Raw genomic sequence first — 18,023 nt, 5'->3', positions numbered from 1 at the left:
ATTTAAGCTGATTTTTCAAGTGTTATTACACATCTTTTCCAACAATAATTTGGTACACAAACCTTATACGCTCAAAGTTCTTACAGTAAAATACAATTGTAGGCTCACCACCCATTTTCATTGATATAAAAATTGGTAATACTTTTTGGTTTTATAGAAAATGTAAGGGCGTAAAATAAGAAGACGTTTCGGTGAATGTTCTGTGGGATTTTTGGATAATGCATCTATGTTTTAAGTGCAGAATTATATTTCTAGACACGAAAAAAGCTCAAGCATATAAATGCTTGAGCTTTTTTCGCTTGGGCTACCAACCGTTGTTTCCTTGCAGGGAATTCTATTTATTTCATAGAGGAAATTCCTATACAAATACAGTCTAACACTTTCAATTTAAAACGACAATACCAATTTTTAAAATTATTGACGTTTCTTCCTTGCCACTTCCAATAAAAATAATGGAAGTGCAATTTGACGCTTGATACGCTTAGGTTCTTTCATTAATCGATAAAACCATTCAAGGCCAAATTTTTGGAAAATCTCTGGTGCACGTTTAACTGTACCCGCCAGCACATCGAATGATCCACCTACGCCTTGATAAATAGTTGGATGTAATTGATCGCGATTTGCATTAATCCAGTTTTCTTGCTTTGGACTGCCCATCGCTACAAAAAGTAGATCGGGCTGCGCTTCGTTAATGCGGTCAAATACCTTCTTTTCGTCCTTTTCATAGCCGTCCTGTGTGCCGACTATTTTAATAGAAGGAAATAATGATTCTAGTTTTGCTTTGGCCGCATCTGCAACACCCGGTTTTCCTCCGTAAAGGAAAATAGGCTTGCCACGTTTTGCCGCTTCCTCGCAAAGCTTCATCATCATATCGACGCCTGTAACACGTTCACGAATTTGCCCTTTTTGAATTTTGGAAGCAAGAATAACACCAATACCATCTGGAATTTGAAATTCCGCTTCGTTAAGCAGCTTCTTTAGAGCAGGGTCTTCTTTTGCCTTGATAATCTTTTCTGGATTGATGGCAACAACGAGCGCCTTTTGTTTTGTTTCAATACGCTCGAATGCCATCTCCATTAATTCATCGTAGCCTTCCGTATTGACATTGATGCCAAGTACTGTTTCTTTCATCGGTTTTTCGCATCTCCTAAAAGGTGGAACTGGAAGCCTGCTTCTTCCCATTTATCGCGTTTTAAGCAGTTTTTCGTATCGAAGACGATTTTTGATTTCGCTGTAATTTCTGCAGCGTCTAATGCTTTGAATTCATTATGATCCGTTAGAACAACAATGATATCTGCATCTTTTGTCGCTTCTTCTAAGCTTTGTGTTTGTGTAGCATGTTTGTTTTCTTTAATGTGTGGATCGTATGAAATAACTTCTAATCCAAGATTTTGTAACTCGTCAATAACGATTGTAGATGGACTTTCACGCATGTCATCTACGTTACCTTTGAAGGCTAGTCCAAGAACAGCTACTTTGCCACCAGCAATTTTGTTTTGATTTAAGATTGCTTGTGTTTTTTGTGCTGTAAAGCTTGGCATACTATCATTTGTATTACGAGATAAATGAATAATTTGTGCTGTCTCGCCACCTAGCTCAACTAGGAACCAAGGGTCAACCGCGATACAGTGACCACCTACACCAGGACCTGGGAAGTGAACATTTACACGTGGGTGATAGTTCGCAAATTTAATCGCTTCCCAAATGTTTACGTCTAACTTCTCTGCTAATTTTGCAAGTTCATTGGCAAAAGCAATGTTTACATCACGATAAGTATTTTCCATTACTTTTACTAACTCAGCTGTAGTGGCATCTGTAAGATGGATTGTACCATTCACAAATGTTTGATAAAGCTCTTTTGTCATTTGTGCAGACTTGTCATCAATCCCACCAACGATACGGTCGTTGTTCACTAATTCTTCAAAAATACGACCAGGAATTACACGCTCTGGTGAATGCGATACAAATAAATCTACACCAAATTCAAGATTTGCTTTGATTAACTCTGGTAGCATAATGTGCTCTACAGTTTTCGGTGGTACTGTCGATTCAAGAATGACAAGGTCACCTTTTTTCAAGAATGGCACGATCGAAGCCGTAGCTTGACGCACATATTCTAAATTCGCTGTATTATCAGGATTAATTGGCGACGGAACAGCAACGATGAATACGTCCGCTTCCTGTGGTGTCGTTGACGCCGTTAAGAAACCTTCATCTACTGCTTTGTTCAGGCGCTCCTGCAATCCATTTTCTTCAATATGAAGTTTTTTCTCTTGAATACTTTTTACTGCTGCCGGGTTTACATCCACCCCATGTACTTTTATGCCGTGGTTGGCAAACATTACAGCCGTTGGTAAACCGATGTAGCCAAGTCCAACGACACAAATTGATTTAGTCATTCTCTATTCTTCCTTCCGTTTCAAAAACGAGTAGTTATATTATATGTTCTATAAATGCGTGATGCATTTTGTTCTGCATTATAGTATACATCTTTCCACTGAAAGTGTGAATCAATTTGTTATTTTGAAGCTGTTTTCTGTGTCCGATTAGCAAAAGCTTTGTCGGTTTGTGGCGGTATTTCGGGTTTTAGCGGCGCTCTTCCTTTGATTAGCGGCTCAACTCCTATATAAGTTGGACATTTCAAGATTCTTATCCGTTAGCGGCGGAATCTCGGGTTTTGGCGGCGCTCCTTGCTTGGTTAGCGGCGCAATTTGATGGTTTAGCGGCGTTCTTCCTTTGGTTAGCGGCGCAACTCACTTTTTTAGCGGCGAACTCCTATATAAGCTGGACATTTGGCAAGAGTCTCGTCCGTTAGCGGCGGAATCTCGGGTTTTGGCGGCGCTCCTTGCTTGGTTAGCGGCGCAATTTGATGTTTTAGCGGCGTTCTTCTTTGGTTAGCGGCGCAACTCACTCTTTTAGCGGCGAATTCCTATATAAGTTGGACAAATGGTACTTCCTAATTCGATCAGGCCCGGTACTTGATAAATTTAATTTTTGTAAAAGCCGTTTTGCTATATACTGACTCTCAATATTCAAAAACTCACGACATTCACTGTTCGATATTGTATCTCCTACTAGCATGTGATAATCCAGTAGTGCTCGTATATGTGCGGTTTTACTTTGAAATTTACAACTTGAACAATACCAAGTCATGCGCAATTTCTCCATTCCAAACTCCCCACAGTTTTCACAATAAACACCACGCCGCAAAGCAGAGGCATCAATTTGATAGTAGTGGCAAAGCGGAAATGGTGTCCTGTTCCGCAAATGTGACAAAATAATGGTTTTGATTTCTGTCATTGTTGCTGTCTCTTTGTTTTTCTCTAAATGTTGATGCAGAAATATCGGTAACTCTTTTGCCATTAAAATCGGCAATCGGCCATCCTCGCGATGAATATTTACATTATTAAATGGGAAGACAACAGCCCCATAAATGGGTATAGAAATATGTTGGGTGTGTAAGAAATGTTTCATACCTTGAATATATTGCTCAAGTTGAATTTCAGGATGCGTAAAAACGTGAACCTCTCCAGATTCCGATGTACGAATGAGCTGGCGTGGGTCACTTTTAAAATGTACAGTTCCTCGAATATTTTTAATTTCTAATAGAATAATAGCGTTGGGGACAATGAGTAAAATATCAATTTGCATGGGAAGAACAGAGGGAAGTATAACATTGTGGAAAATGTAGCAATCGTTGAGCAGTGCTATTTGCTGTAGTTCCTTCATAACATATTGCTCACCAAAATCGCCTGCTTCTTTATTTTTAAGTTCCTGCTGAAAATTTTTATATTGTGGGTGCGTGGGCTGTAACCGAGTCACAAGGGCTTGAAGTCCTTTTGTCAATGGAGATGGTGCAAAGGGTTTTACTAGCAATCAATTCTCTCCTTTTCTATTTGAATTTTAATAGGTTTATCAGCTAGTTTAGGATTCTTTCAGCGATTATAGCATGTCTATCAGCGGTTTTCACTTTTTATCAGCGATTGTTGTACTTTTATCAGCGATGTTCTCTTCTTTATCAGCGATTGTTTCACTCTTATCAGCGATGCTCCCTTCTTTATCAGCGATTGTTTCACTCTTATCAGCGATGTTCACCTTTTTATCAGCGATTGTTTCACTCTTATCAGCGATGTTCTCTTCTTTATCAGCGATTATTTCACTTTTATCGGCGACGTTCTCTTCTTTATCGATTGCTTCACTTTCCTCAGCGATTGTCCCACTTTTATCAACAGCTTTCCCTTCTCTTTCAGCGATTGCCCCTCTTTTATCAGCGACTTTCATTTTCTAACTCCCACTAAAAAAGGAATCTCCTTTAGTATCGGGGATTCCTTGTTGTTCCGCTTTCGAGTAGTTTTAGAATCGATTGTGCTTGTTGCATGTGCATTGCTAGTACATATTGGCTTGCTTGCATTAGGATTTGTGCTTTTACCATGTTCATCATTTCTTTTGCGATATCTGCATCGCGAATGCGGGATTCGGCATCTTGTAGGTTTTCTGCTGTGTTTACGTTTGCATTATAGGCGTGCTCTAGGCGATTTTGGTAGGCGCCTAGTCTCGAGCGCTCGCTTGATACACGTTTTAAAGCCTCGTCCATTGTGGAAATCGCTTTGTTGGCGTCGTCTCGAGTTGCGATGGATGTCTTATCGTCCAAGCCAAGTGCTCCAGCCCCCATATTGCCAATAAACAGCTCGATGCTTTGGCCTGCGTTGGCACCTGCCTGAATTTTAATACCGTTTGTAGCATAATCCCCATCTAGTAATGTCTTTGTGTTAAACTCAGTGTCTTTCGAGATGCGTTGAATTTCTTTTTTCAATTCTTGAAATTCCTTATCGAGGTTCTCCCGATCACTATCTGTTAAAGTATCATTGCTCGCCTGGACTGCGAGCTCACGCATGCGTTGGATCATATCATGTACTTCATTTAGTGCACCCTCAGCTGTTTGAACAAGTGAAATACCATCCTGGATATTTTTCGCTGCCATGTTCAAGCCGCGTATTTGCGCACGCATTTTTTCGGAAATCGCAAGTCCCGCTGGATCATCCGCAGCACTATTGATGCGGTAGCCTGAAGAAATCCGAAGCATTGCCTTGTTCATTGCACCGTAATGTCTATTCATATTATTTAAAATTGACAACCCCGTTGCTGACCATTTTCCAAGCATCATTTCACCACCCCCATTGTTGTTTATATCGGTCTATGTTAGATTCCTTTAAGTTTATTTTGGTAATGTATTCTAATTTAGTAGGTTCTATACATCAATAACTTTTAGTTCATTTTCATATTTTAGACTTTAGACCCACCGATATATAAAAGCACCCGCTTTTCACATATGAAAAGTAGGTGCTTAATTGCAATACCGTGTATTCAATTTTCGAAACCTCCGAGTTGATGGTTCTTTTGTTGTAGAAGTTCAAAAAAGAGATCTTTATTATGATCTAATAATGCCTGGTCTATTAAATTATCAATGTTTTGCTGCTCCAATTCTGTAATGAGCTGATCTACTTCGCCAACAGTCACTGAAGATACAAGTGGTAACTGAGGCTTTGGAGTAGCGCTTTCAAGAATCGGTGCTAGATGCTCATGAACATTTGTAATTAATAATAATTGATATAATGGCAGTCGGATAAAACGATTCCCTTTCTGGAAAACAAATACCTCGGATATATTTTCAATTTGTTGTGTATTCAAGTTGATAATCATCTCTTTACCTTCGATAGGAATGAAATGGAAAATCTCGTTCTCTTTTAAAATAGAGAAATATTGATAAGCAAACACTAGACGTAATTTATCTCCAGTGATTTTTGTGTAAAATGGCTTCATATATTGAACTTGCATCATCCTTATCCCTCCCTATTTATCTGATTATTCAGATTTTAACACAAATAAATTATCTTGTTAACTATCTTCTCCTCGATTTTTTTTATTTCAAATCATTCAGCTTATCATGTACGCATTTTAATCGTATAATGGAAGGACAGTCTTTTTTTCTTCATACTTACACATGCCCACTAGCTATACATTTTGAAAGGAGTGAGGTTATGGCATTGTCTATTGCCCAATTAGCTAAGGAACACCAAGAATTTATCCTTACCAAATTACAGGAAGCTGAACAGGCGTTACATCCTTCCTCTACTGAAGACGAAGAGCTAGTGCGTCGTGCTGTTTTTTCAGTGCGGAATAAATCAGTTATCTTTGAACGTTTTAATGGAGCAAGTTCTACATTATATGCAAGCGTACAGGATGTCAGACCTGCAACTGTAGAAATTGATTTTGCTAAAGAGGAGCTGCACTGTAACTGTCCTCAGCTGAAATGGTGTAGACATCAGGTTGGCTCATTACTTGCTCTTTATCAGTATTTTGATTCGGTGCAAAATTGGTCAAGTGCTTGGCGCGCTCAAAAATCGGTGCAATTAAAATCATTAGCAGATGAACGAAGTCCAGAAAGCTGGAGATTGATGGTCGATGAAGTCATGAAACGTTTATTGCCACCTGGGCGAATTCTAGAAGGGTATGGCCTATCTGCTATACGAACAGATGCATTGGAGCGACTTCAACGGCATATGCCTTTCGAGCGTGAGTGGCAGCCACTTTATAAGCTATTTATGGAGCTATCGATCTTTAATACAATATGGCGTCATTTAAATGAAACAAAAGGACATTCTTTGGATTCTCCTTATATGAAATATTATATTGATCAAAGTGTCCAATCATTCGAAAGTACATTGACGGAGCTAACGGGACGATCACGACTTTTTGCCACTGATCCATTTTATGATGCGATTCAGGAGTTAGTTCGAGAACTTTTATTGGAACGACAAGGATTATTTGCTGATCGACTACAAATATATATGCTACTTTGGGCAATGCTTTTTTATGAAAAGCCTCGTCGTGAACAGGAATTAGCACTTATAAATAACCTTGAGAATCCTTCACCTGAGATTTCCTTGCAGTCATTGAAACTGCTATTTTATGTGCTGCTACAAAAAGAAAGTTTATTACAGGAAAGCATTGCACATATTGATGGACAACATATGCAGGACCTATTTGAGCTGGCTACTTTTGCAAAACGTGCTGGCGAATCACATGCACAGTCCATTATTTTACGTGCGATGCTACCATTTACCGAAGTCTTTTTACAGCAAACAGTACCAGTTGTAAAACGTGCTCAATATGTAAGGCAATTTCAGCTTTTATACGAGGACATACAGCTTACGGAAGAACAGGAAGTTACATTATATAGTGCATTTGGTGTTTATGGGCTTCAACCGTTTTCGTTCCTTCTTATTAAAAAAGGACGTTATCGTGAATGGGCAGCCCTCCATCAGTTAAATCTCTCCTCCCTTTCTTATTTAGAAATGTGTGGATTAAAAGATGTACTTCAGGTTGCGCCTGCAACAGTATTGCCCTTATATCATCTATATGCCATGGCTGAAATTACACAAAAATCACGTATGAACTATAAGCAGGCTGTACGAATCTGGAAAAGTATGCGCAGTGCAGCAAAGCGTGCTGGTAAAACTGCTTATTTTGAGACATATATGCAAACAATTCGTGCAGAGTATAAACGACTTCGTGCATTACAAGAAGAAATTGAGAAAGGAAACTTAGTATGATGACTATAAATGCTCCTTCCCCGTTTTCAAAAAAGCAACAGCTTCGTATTCATGCAGCACAGGAAGGATATTTTACGTTACAGGGATATACTGCTGATGGTGCAGCAATGGAAGCAGACTCACTCATTTCTTCATTATTTTTTAACTATGAAGCGAATGTCTATGGTTTATTAACCAATCGCTCAGAACGTACGATTGAAGTTTCAACCTCTGAGCTCCTTGATATTTTTTCACGGCGCTATCTGCATCCTTTTATTGACTGGCAAGGTACGGACACAGAAAGTCAGGTATGGCTAGAAAAAGTGTCTGCTTTACAAACGTATTGGCAGGAGCCCTCGCTCTGGTCACACGCAATGATTGCAGATGATTTTTCCGCGCTAACATTCCCTATAGAAGGTGAAGATACAGCTTTATTAGAAACGGCAGTGCAGCAAAAACTAGCTCAAGTAGGTCTTATACTGTCTGATTTACCAAAACTAATGCCTTTTTTCTTGCGTGGTGGTTGGCCACTAGAGCAGGAACGACAGGCAGGTGCAGTTACTGTCTCCCTACGCTTAGGTGAGCCTGAGGAAGATTCAGATGTTTGGCTTTTAGAAACAGTACTAAGTACGCCTACAGCCAAAAACTACTGGACGCCAGCTATGCGAAAGCAGTCACTACCAATTGCTGATGCTCTACCGGCAAAATGGCAAATGTATGCTGATGCTATTGAACAACAACAAAGACAAATTGTAGATCTTCTTTCTATTGAAGATTTACGTAGCGATATTTTCATCCGCATTATGCTTGACGATTTACAAGTTCGAACATTTTTACGTGAAGATTTAGCAAGATTACAAGCACTCGGCTTTGACGTTGTACTACCGGCTTGGCTAAAAGATTTAAAACAGTCAAAAATGCGTGTTCGCGTAAGTACTGGCAATGTAGCGACAAAAAAGGTTGCTGGACTAGATGATATTTTAACGTTCAAATGGCAGTTTTCTATGAATGGCCAGTCCATTTCACCTGAGCAATTTAAAAAGCTTGTAGATGAGAAACGCGAATTCATTCGTATTGGTACAGAATGGTTCCGAGTCGATGCGAACTGGATGCAAGAAATGCGTGCATTGATGCAGCAAGCAGAAGATGAAAGCTGGACCGTTCGCGAATTACTATTCCGTGAACTACCAGAGGATTTATCCATACCTCTTGAAGAAGAGGATGCCGATGATGCAATGCGAGATGACCCGATTTTTGCATTTGAATTGCAAAAATCGCTGAAATCCTATATGGAGCAGCTTCAGGAGAAAAAAGGACTCCCTACTGTACAGGTTCCTACATCTTTGCAGGCAGAATTACGTCCTTATCAGCATGAGGGCTTTGAATGGCTTGTCTTTATGCGAGAACAAGGCTTTGGTGCATGCCTAGCTGATGATATGGGTCTTGGTAAAACGGTTCAGCTTATTTCATATTTACTTCATCTTTATGAAACAACTGAGGATACAAAACCGTCCATCATTATTTGTCCTACGTCTGTGCTAGGCAACTGGCAAAAGGAACTTGCTCGTTTTGCTCCTTCCTTGAGTGTGCATACGCATTATCAGGCGAATCGAGCAAAGGAAGACGCTTTTAAACAGCTAGTAGGAAGAGAAAAACCACATGTGATTTTATCTACCTATGGCACAGTATCACAGGATGCAGAGTTTTTACAGGAAGTAGAATGGGCAACCGTTGTGCTAGACGAGGCTCAAAATATTAAAAATATGCAAACGCTACAATCAAGGGCTATTCGTAAATTACAAGGGACGCATCATATTGCTTTAACGGGTACGCCAGTAGAAAACCGTTTGTCGGAGCTATGGGCAATTTTTGACTTTATCCATAAGGGCTATTTAGGTAGCTTCGGTCGCTTTAATGAAGAATTTATTTTACCGATAGAACGAGATGAGTCTGAGTCACATAAACAGAAGTTACGTGCAAAAATTCAAGCATTTTTACTTCGTCGTACAAAGCGTGACCCACACTTACAGCTTAACTTACCAGATAAACAAGAGTCTCATGAATACTGCCCATTAACAACTGAGCAAGCATCTCTATACGAAGGATATATATTAGAGACGCTCGATCAGCTGGAGCAATTAACAGGCTTTCAAAAGAAGGGACGCGTCTTAAAGATGCTCAGTAAGTTAAAGCAATTATGTAATCATCCTGCCTTGTATTTAAAAGAACCTTTCGAGGATGCCGAATCAATGCTTACTCGTTCTACGAAATTAGAACGTATCGTGCAAATGGCTACAGAAATCGTGGACAACGGCGAGCAGTGCCTCATTTTCACACAATATATTGGAATGGGGCAATTACTACAGCATTGTTTTAGTGAACTATATAATATTGATGCACCTTTCTTAACAGGTGCAATGCCTAAGCAGCAGCGTGACCGCTTAGTAGAGACTTTCCAGGCAGGAGATTTTCCTATATTTATCCTTTCCTTAAAAGCGGGTGGAACAGGGCTCAATTTAACAGCAGCAAATCATGTATTACACGCAGATCGCTGGTGGAATCCTGCCGTTGAAAATCAAGCGACAGACCGTGCATATCGAATTGGCCAAACACAATTTGTACAAGTGCATAAGTTTGTTACAATTGGTACTATCGAAGAGAAAATTGATAAAATGCTAGCCCAAAAATCTGCACTATCAGAAGAACTAATTCAATCAAGCCAGTGGTTAACTGAATTAGAAGATGACGAACTTCGTGATTTAATGAAACTCGATTTTTAAAGATGCGAGATGCGCCAAGAGCACAACGTTCTTGGCGCTCTTTTATTTCAGTGGATCTTACTGTTACTTCTTCCCCTACTTACTTCATATATATATTTAGTTGTGTTTAATATGCTCATTGCTGTGCGGTCTTCAGCAATGAACTTCGTTATGAAATGTAGACATCATCCTTTCTAAATCGATTACGGCGCAAGAATAGAAGGAGAATGGCGGATCAGACAACTTGTCCCTTGCCCCGTATGTAACAATTAGAGCTGCTATATTGCTGGCAATTGTACTTCTGCCTCAGGTAGCACAAAATCCTTTAAGCCTTCCTGCTCATCTGGTGGCTTTGGAGGCACAATTGCCCCTTCGCTATCCCTTTGCTTAAGCCGATAAAATCGGACATCTTCTACGACTACTTCTGTTATAAAAACCTTAGTGCTTTCTTCATTTAAAAATGATCTTGATTGAATTCGACCATTCACTCCAATTAATGAGCCTTTTCCGCAATATTTGACGATATGCTCTGCAAGCCTTCCCCATACTGTACAGAGAATAAAGTCAGCATCCACTTCCCCACGACTGTTTTTGTAATTGCGATTAATGGCTAGAGTAAAATGTGCTTGCACGCGATTTCCAGATAAGTGTCGTAACACTGGATCCTTTGTTAACCTTCCGACCAGTCCGACTTGATTCATTGATTCACCTCCTTTGCTTTTGATTGCTCTCATCTTACAAAAATTAATCCAACGTTGGCAAAAGTCGATTTTTATCATTTCCCTTAATTTTTAATCATAAATTGGATATATTGAGCATTTTACTTTTCATGTATTGAAAGATTTTTTTGGCAGAATGCTTTTCGCTCTAATAGCAAATGCTAATTGTTGAAATATGCAATTTCGCTGTTTTTGCAGATTGTGCGAAAACACAGCATTAATCTTATAATCAATGATGCATCGGCATAATTGCTGCTGACGCTTCGCTTTCGCGCAGATATACAATGCGTCTGGAATCGGTGAAAGCGCAAGGCTAACTTAGCGGCAGCAACATGAGGTCCGACACGATGTCGGCCATTTCAGTAATGCCACGAGCTCCTCTATTTCAGCGGATGTTGAAAAGTGACTTAATACCGCTTCACCTCACCCCTTTACCTGTCGCTACCAAAGCACTTTCGGAATGAAGTAAAACAGAGCTAATTGAATATGTTATACTAAAAAGGATGACCGACTTAGGAGGATTTTACATAATGAAAACATTTAAGATGCTTTCCTTTGACCTTGTCACAAAAGACGGCATGCAACCTTTCCCTTTAGTCGATGGTATTATTATTAACCAGGAGAATAGCCATCAATCTTGGATTCTCGAACTGTTTATGGACCGTCAATATCGTTCAATTTTTGATGAACTTTTAGCAAATGCTACTGTCTTTAATGTACGTGCGGTTATTTCATTTCCAGATAATGAGCCTGCTCCTTTCCAGGTTGTCGTACATACAGTTCAAGAAATCGGCGAGCACATCTCTGTCCTTTTAAAAGGGACACTAAAGACAAAACGCTCGAAATATGCTGAGCAATTACTAGCCGAATTACTAGTTGAGGGAGTTACGTTAGATAAGCTATTGGACCGTTTCTCACACGGTATGAAAGAACGACCAAAACTCAAAAATGATTGATCTCGATTTAACGATGCAAAAATTTGCATCGTTATTTTTTTATTGGACAGGTAGACTTTTAAGATAAATATACAAAAATTGTGTTTTCCAATTATCTGAAAACGCTCTTCCTAAGAATATTAGTAGTTCTTCGCGAGTGTTCACTTCTCTCCCGCGAGTATTGCTCTCCCACATTAAATGAAAAAAAGAGTGTTCCATTGGATGGAAACACTCTTTTTTATATTATCGCGTTACTTTTTCTTCGACGACCTTTTCTTTAACAACACCGTTTGCATTTGGTACATTATTATAGCCATTTGTACTATTTAAATCAGCATTTGTACCTGGTGTTGTTGTACCTGGTACTGTTGTTGTACCTGGTGTTGTTGTACCTGGAGTTGTAGTTCTTGGACCAGTAGTGCCTGGTGTTGTAGCTTCAGGTAGAACAGTGTTACGGTTAACACCATTAACGTCACGATTGTAAACGTCATTTCTTTCTTCTACTTTCTCAACACCTCGGCGAACGTCGTGTTTAACATTCTCCGCTGGTCTTGTTTCAACAGCTCTGTTTCCCCAGTTACAACCTCCAAGGAATAAAGCAGCAAGAATAATTGCCAAAAATGACATTCTCCACATAGAAAAATCCTCCTTTCTCGATGCTATGTCAACAAATACAATGTGTGTATTTGTGATCCTACATAGATTGCCCGGGAAAGGAGGGAACTATCCGATTTTTTTACAAACTATTTTTGTTTTTCTTTTAACAGTTGTTCAACGTATGCTGCTTCTGCTTTACAGTTGTAGCTATAATTTGTACCTAGCTCTTTTTGCATGGCCTCGATTGTTTCAATTTGCTTAGCTGTTGGTTCTTCATTTAAAATTTTTGCAATTACTTCATCAATTTTTAGCGCCATCTCTTCATGGAATTCAGTACTCATCAAAACATCTGCTGGGATTTTTTCGATCCATGCGGCATTATCTTGAAAATAAGTTTGCCAGCTAGCAATAAAGTCTTCCATAGAAAAACGCTCTTCTTTCCAATCGATACTTGCTAAGTATGATTCAAAAGATGTTGAAATCGAACGCGTAATGCTAATTTTAACACCTGAAGACAATTCCTTATACATCTATATAATCCTCCTACGTTTTAAAAACAAAACTAAAATTACATGTATTTCAATTTACAATCACATATACGCCATTGCATTTTTATAAAACATTTAAATAATCGTGATATCTTTAACTGCATTCACGTCACTAAAAGTACTGAATGTCATAAACTATTAAAAAGATTAACAGTAAAGACATTACTCGACATCATTATTTTATATCTTTTAGCCTATAATTGCAAATTAAGCCTGTTTTGGCTGTTCAGGCCCAATAGCAAATAAAATATCCGCTTCACATACTAGTTCTCCATCGACTGTGGCTACACCGTGACCTTTGCCCATTGCTCCACGTAGTTTCACGAACTCTACTTCTAATCGAAGTTGATCTCCCGGTACTACTTGGCGCTTGAAACGACAATTATCAATACCCGTCAAGAAAGCTAGACGACCTTTGAATTCATCTGCATTTAATAATGCTACACCACCAACTTGTGCTAGCGCCTCTACAATTAAAACCCCAGGCATTACTGGGTAGCCAGGGAAATGCCCATTAAAAAAGTCTTCGTTCATAGAGACGTTTTTTAAACCAACTGCACGCTTGCCTTCTTCTAATTCAACGATACGATCAACGAATAAAAAAGGATAACGATGCGGTAAAATTGCTTGAATTTGTTCTGCTGTTAACATTTTCTTTTCCCCCTTAATATCAATTTCGCCTTGGCGTAATGCGTTGAATAGAATCCGTGACATCCGCCGGAGGCTACATCTTTATTCATTAGGTGTTGGACACCTAATGAATAAAGATATTTTATGTAAACACAAAGCATGGTAAAGAATAATTTTATTCTTTACCATTCATAATATCAAATATATGCTGCCATGTTTCTGGTTTAAAAACGTCCATGGCTTTACCTTGTCCAATTACACTATAGCCAAACATTGCACCTACAACTGCGGCAATAACAACTAAGATGATAATAAGTACAACGCGAAGCCAAATCGGAATCAGCCGTATTTGCACCCAGCGAACCTCTCGTTGCTCTCCATTTGAGCGGTGTTCCTTCTCTTCTGGTGGCGTATCGGTTTCTTTTGTTTGCATAGAACCTCGACTTGAATCGTTTGTCATAGATTGTACTCCTCTTCATTACTTACTAAACAGTAATAACGGGTTTACTATCGAATACCATTAATGAGCCCAAGCATTTGGTCGGCTAAAGTTACAGCTCTTGCATTAAATTGATATGAACGCTGCGTCTGAATTAAATCCGTCATTTCTTTTGAAAGATTTACATTCGACATTTCTAGCGAACCGCTCTGCATGCCAATTTGCTGACGATTTGCTCCTCGTAATTCAGTGACAACTTCAGCTTGTGTATATCCAAGCTGAGCTAGGTTATTCGGCAATCCAACATAGGCGCCAGAAATTTTCTCCATTAGCTGTGGCTTTTGGAACTCTGTCACTGCTACATCAGTACGAATAACATCTCCATTAGGATATGATGCCTCTAATACGCCTCCATCACGGATCGCGAAACTTTTTACATTATCCGGTAATGTAATAGCTTGTCCTGTTGAGTTTGCCAATGGATATCCATCTGCAGTTACAACCATTACTGTTCCATTATTTAATGGTGATAAATAAAAGTCACCTTGACGAGTATACACTGTTTTTGCGCCATTTTCACCATCTGGCATTAAAATATTGAAATATTGCTTTGGTTTTGTAAAGGCTAAATCAAGGTCACGATTTGTTGTTTGTAGAGAGCCTTGCTTTTGATTTGATTGGATTTGTCCAAGCATTGCACCTGATCCATAACGGATGCCAACAGGTGATTGTCGGTCAGCTCGGTCTTGCTTGTCATTATTATATTGCTGATAAAGCAATTCATTAAATGTAGCTTCTTGTGATTTATAGCCGAGTGTGCTGCTATTGGCAATGTTATTACTAATAGTATCTAGTTTATTTTGTAATTGCCCCATTGTGTTTGTTGCAGTCATCATTGTACGTAACATGTTCAAACGCCTCCAGTTTGCCTATTATACTTTCCCGATTTCATTTGCAGCCTTTTCCATACTGCGATCGTAAGCCTGTAACACTTTTTGGTTAGCTTCGAAAGCGCGATATGCTGTCATTAAATCAGTCATTGTACGACTAGAGTCTACGTTTGAGCCCTCTAGATAATTTTGACGCAATGTAAAGGCTACGCCATTGGCACCGTAAGCTGTCGGTAAGTTCTCACCATCTTCTGTTCGAATTAAACCATTATCCTGCTTACGTAGCATGTTCGGATTCGCTGAAAATGATACTCCAACACGAGCTACTTGCTGATTATTAACATAAATTGCCCCGTTCTCATCTAGACGAAAATCATCATTCGGCAGCTGGATGCGTTGACCTCTGTCTGATAGCACATACAGTCCCTGTGGATTTACTAAATAGCCTTGGCCATCTAATGTAAAATTCCCGTTGCGTGTATACGCTTCGCCCCCATTTGGATGTGCTAAACGGAAGAAAATAGATCCAGAAGTGCCATCTTCATTTTGCGGTAAGTTTCCATCGATCAAAGCCATATCTGTCGTGAAATCAGTGCTATAGATTTGGCCTTGTATGTAATTTGGTAATGTTTCTTGCATATAAATCCCTGTATTTAATGCGCCAACTTGGCTCATATATTGAGAGCCTGCTTGCTGGTTAGCAGGTGCATTCGTTTTTCCTACACTTGACATGAGCATGTCAGGAAATGAGCGGATTGTTGATTGGTCTGCTTTAAATCCAGGTGTATTTGCATTTGATAAATTGTTGGTAAGTAATTCTGTTCGTCTTTGTTGTGCAATCATACCAGTTGCAACTGTATAAAACCCTTTAAACAAAGGAATCACCTCATTAAATTTTTATAAGGATGCGGGCACTCGATCAATGTTTTCAAGCATAATGCCTGTACCAATTGCTACACAATCCATAGGTTGATCTGCAATGAACACAGGTACTTTTAGCTCTTCAATTAATAGCTGGTCCATACCATGTAATAATGCACCACCGCCAGTAATAATAACCCCACGATCAATTATATCTGCTGATAGCTCTGGTGGTGTTTTTTCTAATACATTTTTTGCAGATTGAACAATCATAGCAACCGATTCATGTAATGCACGTTCAATCTCCTCTGAGTGAATCGTTATTGTACGCGGTAGACCTGTCACCATATCTCGACCACGAATGTCCATTGAATCATTTCGGCTACCTTTAAAGACTGTACCAATTGTAATTTTTATGGCTTCTGCAGTACGTTCACCTATTAGCAATTTATATTCTTTTTTAATATATTGTAAAATATCATTATCAAAAATATCTCCTGCCACTTTAATGGACTCACTCGTTACAATATCACCCATTGATAGGACTGCAATATCAGTTGTCCCGCCGCCAATATCAACTACCATATTGCCGCTAGGTTGGAATATATCCATACCTGCTCCAATAGCTGCAACTTTTGGTTCTTCTTCTAAGTATACTTTTTTTCCACCAGATTTTTCTGCAGCTTCACGAATCGCTTTTTGTTCAACACTAGTAATGTTTGTTGGACAGCAAATTAAAATACGTGGCTTAGCTAAAAATCCTTTGACGTTTAATTTGTTGATGAAATGTTTTAGCATCGCTTCTGTAACATCAAAATCTGCAATGACACCATCTCGTAGTGGACGAATTGCAGTAATATTACCCGGTGTACGCCCTACCATTTGGCGAGCCTCTTCTCCTACCGCTAACACTTTATTTGTTTTTTTATCAATCGCCACAACTGATGGTTCATTTAAGACGATTCCTTTGCCTTTAACGTGAATTAATACGTTCGCAGTTCCTAAGTCAATGCCTATATCTTTCGAAAACATTTTATAATTTCTCCTTCCCGCCATTTCCAACTACATAACGTTCGTTTTTATCTGTTTATCTAGAATATTTTATCATACTCAACTGGTAATTACACCTAATTTTAGTTAACCGAACTGCTTTCTTTCAATTATATGAACACTTCTTGAAAAGAAGAAATCGTTTCAGCACTTTTTTGACTCATCGCCTATCATGCGGTTGTTTTCCGTTCCGAATGGGCGCTTTGTTGTTGCTGCCGCTTCGTTACTCTGCGCTTTCGCACAGTTAAAAAAATTTGTTGCTGTCGCTTCGCTTTCGCGCAGAGCAAAGCTTCTTGGGGGCGTCGGGGCAACAGGCGTTTTTTGTGCGAAAGCGTAGCGGCAGCAGGATGTTGGTCACGAAGCCGTTATCATAGGACATAATGCTTTTAGTCTTTTTACCCCTACACGCTTCGCTCTAGGGTCTCATCTATGACATTGTGATCTAAAAGGAATCGCCCATTATCCACTACAACCAACTAATATACACAATGTTTATCCCAATTTCGTACTCAGTCGATTTTATGTAAGGAAGCTTGTCCTTTGCATCAAAAAAAGAACGAATCAATCTTGACTCGTTCTTTCCTTCCACTTGTTTTTCGTTGCCTCTCCTCCACGAATATGACGTACGGCCTTATGGTAGGCGAGTATTTCCTTTACTTGCTCAGCTAATCCTTCATGAATTGTTGGCAGTCGCTCTGTTAAATCTTTGTGCACCGTACTTTTTGAATAACCTGTCATTTTCGCGAGGACACGCACAGTTTCACGCGTCTCAATCAATAATTCACCGAGGCGTATGCAGCGCTTCCGAATGTGCTCGTGCACGTTCTTCGTCCTTTCCACACAATTTCACAAATGGCATCAGATGCACGTCTGCGCATTTCTTCACCTTATGTGAGGACAAAGCTATTCAGAACACGTTTTACATTTTCACGATAAAATTCCGATTTTTTATGCATTTTTTAGTATTCATTTCTTTCAATGTAAAATTATCATTTACTATAGT

The 18,023-nt window shown here is 39.2% G+C and carries 18 protein-coding genes; 3 read left to right on the top strand and 15 right to left on the bottom strand.

What is annotated here, in order from left to right; all coding sequences use genetic code 11:
- Positions 1-414 precede the first annotated feature (414 nt).
- The 6 genes from ACIPKN_RS11315 to ACIPKN_RS11290 form a co-directional block, all read right to left on the bottom strand.
- Positions 415-1,131, bottom strand: a complete 717-nt coding sequence (locus ACIPKN_RS11315) for a WecB/TagA/CpsF family glycosyltransferase (RefSeq protein ID WP_400936041.1) — start codon at positions 1,129-1,131, stop codon at positions 415-417.
- Positions 1,128-2,399, bottom strand: coding sequence for a nucleotide sugar dehydrogenase (locus tag ACIPKN_RS11310; protein ID WP_400936039.1), 1,272 nt, complete (start codon positions 2,397-2,399; stop codon positions 1,128-1,130). Before ACIPKN_RS11310 ends, ACIPKN_RS11315 begins: the two co-directional genes overlap by 4 nt.
- A gap of 508 nt (positions 2,400-2,907) precedes the next feature.
- Positions 2,908-3,876: a nuclease-related domain-containing protein gene (locus tag ACIPKN_RS11305; RefSeq protein WP_400936037.1), complete on the bottom strand. Its 969-nt coding sequence runs from the start codon at positions 3,874-3,876 to the stop codon at positions 2,908-2,910.
- A 90-nt stretch (positions 3,877-3,966) separates the two neighbouring features.
- Positions 3,967-4,281 carry a hypothetical protein gene (locus ACIPKN_RS11300; protein ID WP_400936034.1) on the bottom strand — a complete coding sequence of 105 codons (315 nt, stop codon included), beginning with the start codon at positions 4,279-4,281 and terminating at the stop codon, positions 3,967-3,969.
- 31 nt (positions 4,282-4,312) lie between these two features.
- Positions 4,313-5,161 carry a flagellin N-terminal helical domain-containing protein gene (locus ACIPKN_RS11295; RefSeq protein WP_323654317.1) on the bottom strand — a complete coding sequence of 283 codons (849 nt, stop codon included), beginning with the start codon at positions 5,159-5,161 and terminating at the stop codon, positions 4,313-4,315.
- A 203-nt stretch (positions 5,162-5,364) separates the two neighbouring features.
- On the bottom strand, positions 5,365-5,838 hold the full coding sequence (locus ACIPKN_RS11290) for an IDEAL domain-containing protein (protein WP_400936032.1): 474 nt from the start codon (positions 5,836-5,838) through the stop codon (positions 5,365-5,367).
- Between the two features lie 200 nt (positions 5,839-6,038).
- On the opposite strand from ACIPKN_RS11290, the gene ACIPKN_RS11285 reads away from it, so the two are divergent.
- Positions 6,039-7,613, top strand: coding sequence for a hypothetical protein (locus ACIPKN_RS11285; RefSeq protein ID WP_400936030.1), 1,575 nt, complete (start codon positions 6,039-6,041; stop codon positions 7,611-7,613).
- Positions 7,610-10,372 (top strand): DEAD/DEAH box helicase, encoded by a 2,763-nt coding sequence (locus ACIPKN_RS11280; protein WP_400936028.1) that lies wholly within the window; start codon positions 7,610-7,612, stop codon positions 10,370-10,372. The genes ACIPKN_RS11285 and ACIPKN_RS11280 overlap by 4 nt, the downstream gene beginning before the upstream one ends.
- 257 nt (positions 10,373-10,629) lie before the next feature.
- On the opposite strand, the gene ACIPKN_RS11275 is transcribed toward ACIPKN_RS11280, so the two are convergent.
- Complete coding sequence (locus ACIPKN_RS11275) at positions 10,630-11,052, bottom strand: single-stranded DNA-binding protein (protein WP_400936026.1); 423 nt, start codon at positions 11,050-11,052, stop codon at positions 10,630-10,632.
- A gap of 548 nt (positions 11,053-11,600) precedes the next feature.
- Here ACIPKN_RS11275 and ACIPKN_RS11270 point away from each other — a divergent pair.
- On the top strand, positions 11,601-12,026 hold the full coding sequence (locus ACIPKN_RS11270; protein ID WP_142509173.1) for a YwpF family protein: 426 nt from the start codon (positions 11,601-11,603) through the stop codon (positions 12,024-12,026).
- A 222-nt stretch (positions 12,027-12,248) separates the two neighbouring features.
- Here ACIPKN_RS11270 and ACIPKN_RS11265 read toward each other — a convergent pair whose 3' ends face one another.
- The 8 genes from ACIPKN_RS11265 to ACIPKN_RS11230 form a co-directional block, all read right to left on the bottom strand.
- Positions 12,249-12,641 carry a hypothetical protein gene (locus ACIPKN_RS11265; protein WP_185903486.1) on the bottom strand — a complete coding sequence of 131 codons (393 nt, stop codon included), beginning with the start codon at positions 12,639-12,641 and terminating at the stop codon, positions 12,249-12,251.
- A gap of 107 nt (positions 12,642-12,748) precedes the next feature.
- Entirely contained in the window at positions 12,749-13,132 is a 384-nt protein-coding gene (locus ACIPKN_RS11260) for a hypothetical protein (protein ID WP_400936023.1), read from the bottom strand.
- A gap of 225 nt (positions 13,133-13,357) precedes the next feature.
- Complete coding sequence (gene fabZ, locus ACIPKN_RS11255) at positions 13,358-13,801, bottom strand: 3-hydroxyacyl-ACP dehydratase FabZ (RefSeq protein ID WP_132360390.1); 444 nt, start codon at positions 13,799-13,801, stop codon at positions 13,358-13,360.
- Positions 13,802-13,955: 154 nt separating this feature from the next.
- On the bottom strand, positions 13,956-14,240 hold the full coding sequence (locus ACIPKN_RS11250; protein WP_132360388.1) for a DNA-directed RNA polymerase subunit beta: 285 nt from the start codon (positions 14,238-14,240) through the stop codon (positions 13,956-13,958).
- A gap of 47 nt (positions 14,241-14,287) precedes the next feature.
- Positions 14,288-15,127, bottom strand: coding sequence for a flagellar hook-basal body protein (locus tag ACIPKN_RS11245; RefSeq protein ID WP_142509175.1), 840 nt, complete (start codon positions 15,125-15,127; stop codon positions 14,288-14,290).
- Between the two features lie 24 nt (positions 15,128-15,151).
- A complete protein-coding gene (locus ACIPKN_RS11240) occupies positions 15,152-15,985 on the bottom strand; it encodes a flagellar hook-basal body protein (protein WP_400936021.1) in 834 nt (277 codons plus the stop codon).
- 21 nt (positions 15,986-16,006) lie between these two features.
- Positions 16,007-17,002 carry a rod shape-determining protein gene (gene mreB / locus ACIPKN_RS11235; RefSeq protein ID WP_132360382.1) on the bottom strand — a complete coding sequence of 332 codons (996 nt, stop codon included), beginning with the start codon at positions 17,000-17,002 and terminating at the stop codon, positions 16,007-16,009.
- Between the two features lie 579 nt (positions 17,003-17,581).
- Positions 17,582-17,842: a sporulation transcriptional regulator SpoIIID gene (locus ACIPKN_RS11230; protein ID WP_049668034.1), complete on the bottom strand. Its 261-nt coding sequence runs from the start codon at positions 17,840-17,842 to the stop codon at positions 17,582-17,584.
- Positions 17,843-18,023 lie beyond the last annotated feature (181 nt).

The organism is Lysinibacillus sp. NPDC086135 (assembly GCF_044746345.1).
In the GTDB taxonomy this organism is placed as follows: Bacteria; Bacillota; Bacilli; order Bacillales_A; family Planococcaceae; genus Lysinibacillus.
Note: the sequence above shows the minus strand (reverse complement) of the source record. Positions and strands in the feature narration are given on the sequence as shown.

What these genes read in the sequence shown, in the direction of transcription:
- ACIPKN_RS11315 (WP_400936041.1), bottom strand. Translation starts at nt 1,131, where the DNA reads ATGAAAGAAACAGTACTTGGCATCAATGTCAATACGGAAGGCTACGAT.
- mreB (WP_132360382.1), bottom strand. Translation starts at nt 17,002, where the DNA reads ATGTTTTCGAAAGATATAGGCATTGACTTAGGAACTGCGAACGTATTA.
- fabZ (WP_132360390.1), bottom strand. Translation starts at nt 13,801, where the DNA reads ATGTTAACAGCAGAACAAATTCAAGCAATTTTACCGCATCGTTATCCT.
- ACIPKN_RS11295 (WP_323654317.1), bottom strand. Translation starts at nt 5,161, where the DNA reads ATGCTTGGAAAATGGTCAGCAACGGGGTTGTCAATTTTAAATAATATG.
- ACIPKN_RS11260 (WP_400936023.1), bottom strand. Translation starts at nt 13,132, where the DNA reads ATGTATAAGGAATTGTCTTCAGGTGTTAAAATTAGCATTACGCGTTCG.
- ACIPKN_RS11290 (WP_400936032.1), bottom strand. Translation starts at nt 5,838, where the DNA reads ATGATGCAAGTTCAATATATGAAGCCATTTTACACAAAAATCACTGGA.
- ACIPKN_RS11300 (WP_400936034.1), bottom strand. Translation starts at nt 4,281, where the DNA reads ATGAAAGTCGCTGATAAAAGAGGGGCAATCGCTGAAAGAGAAGGGAAA.
- ACIPKN_RS11270 (WP_142509173.1), top strand. Translation starts at nt 11,601, where the DNA reads ATGAAAACATTTAAGATGCTTTCCTTTGACCTTGTCACAAAAGACGGC.
- ACIPKN_RS11265 (WP_185903486.1), bottom strand. Translation starts at nt 12,641, where the DNA reads ATGTGGAGAATGTCATTTTTGGCAATTATTCTTGCTGCTTTATTCCTT.
- ACIPKN_RS11275 (WP_400936026.1), bottom strand. Translation starts at nt 11,052, where the DNA reads ATGAATCAAGTCGGACTGGTCGGAAGGTTAACAAAGGATCCAGTGTTA.
- ACIPKN_RS11310 (WP_400936039.1), bottom strand. Translation starts at nt 2,399, where the DNA reads ATGACTAAATCAATTTGTGTCGTTGGACTTGGCTACATCGGTTTACCA.
- ACIPKN_RS11250 (WP_132360388.1), bottom strand. Translation starts at nt 14,240, where the DNA reads ATGACAAACGATTCAAGTCGAGGTTCTATGCAAACAAAAGAAACCGAT.
- ACIPKN_RS11285 (WP_400936030.1), top strand. Translation starts at nt 6,039, where the DNA reads ATGGCATTGTCTATTGCCCAATTAGCTAAGGAACACCAAGAATTTATC.
- ACIPKN_RS11245 (WP_142509175.1), bottom strand. Translation starts at nt 15,127, where the DNA reads ATGTTACGTACAATGATGACTGCAACAAACACAATGGGGCAATTACAA.
- ACIPKN_RS11280 (WP_400936028.1), top strand. Translation starts at nt 7,610, where the DNA reads ATGATGACTATAAATGCTCCTTCCCCGTTTTCAAAAAAGCAACAGCTT.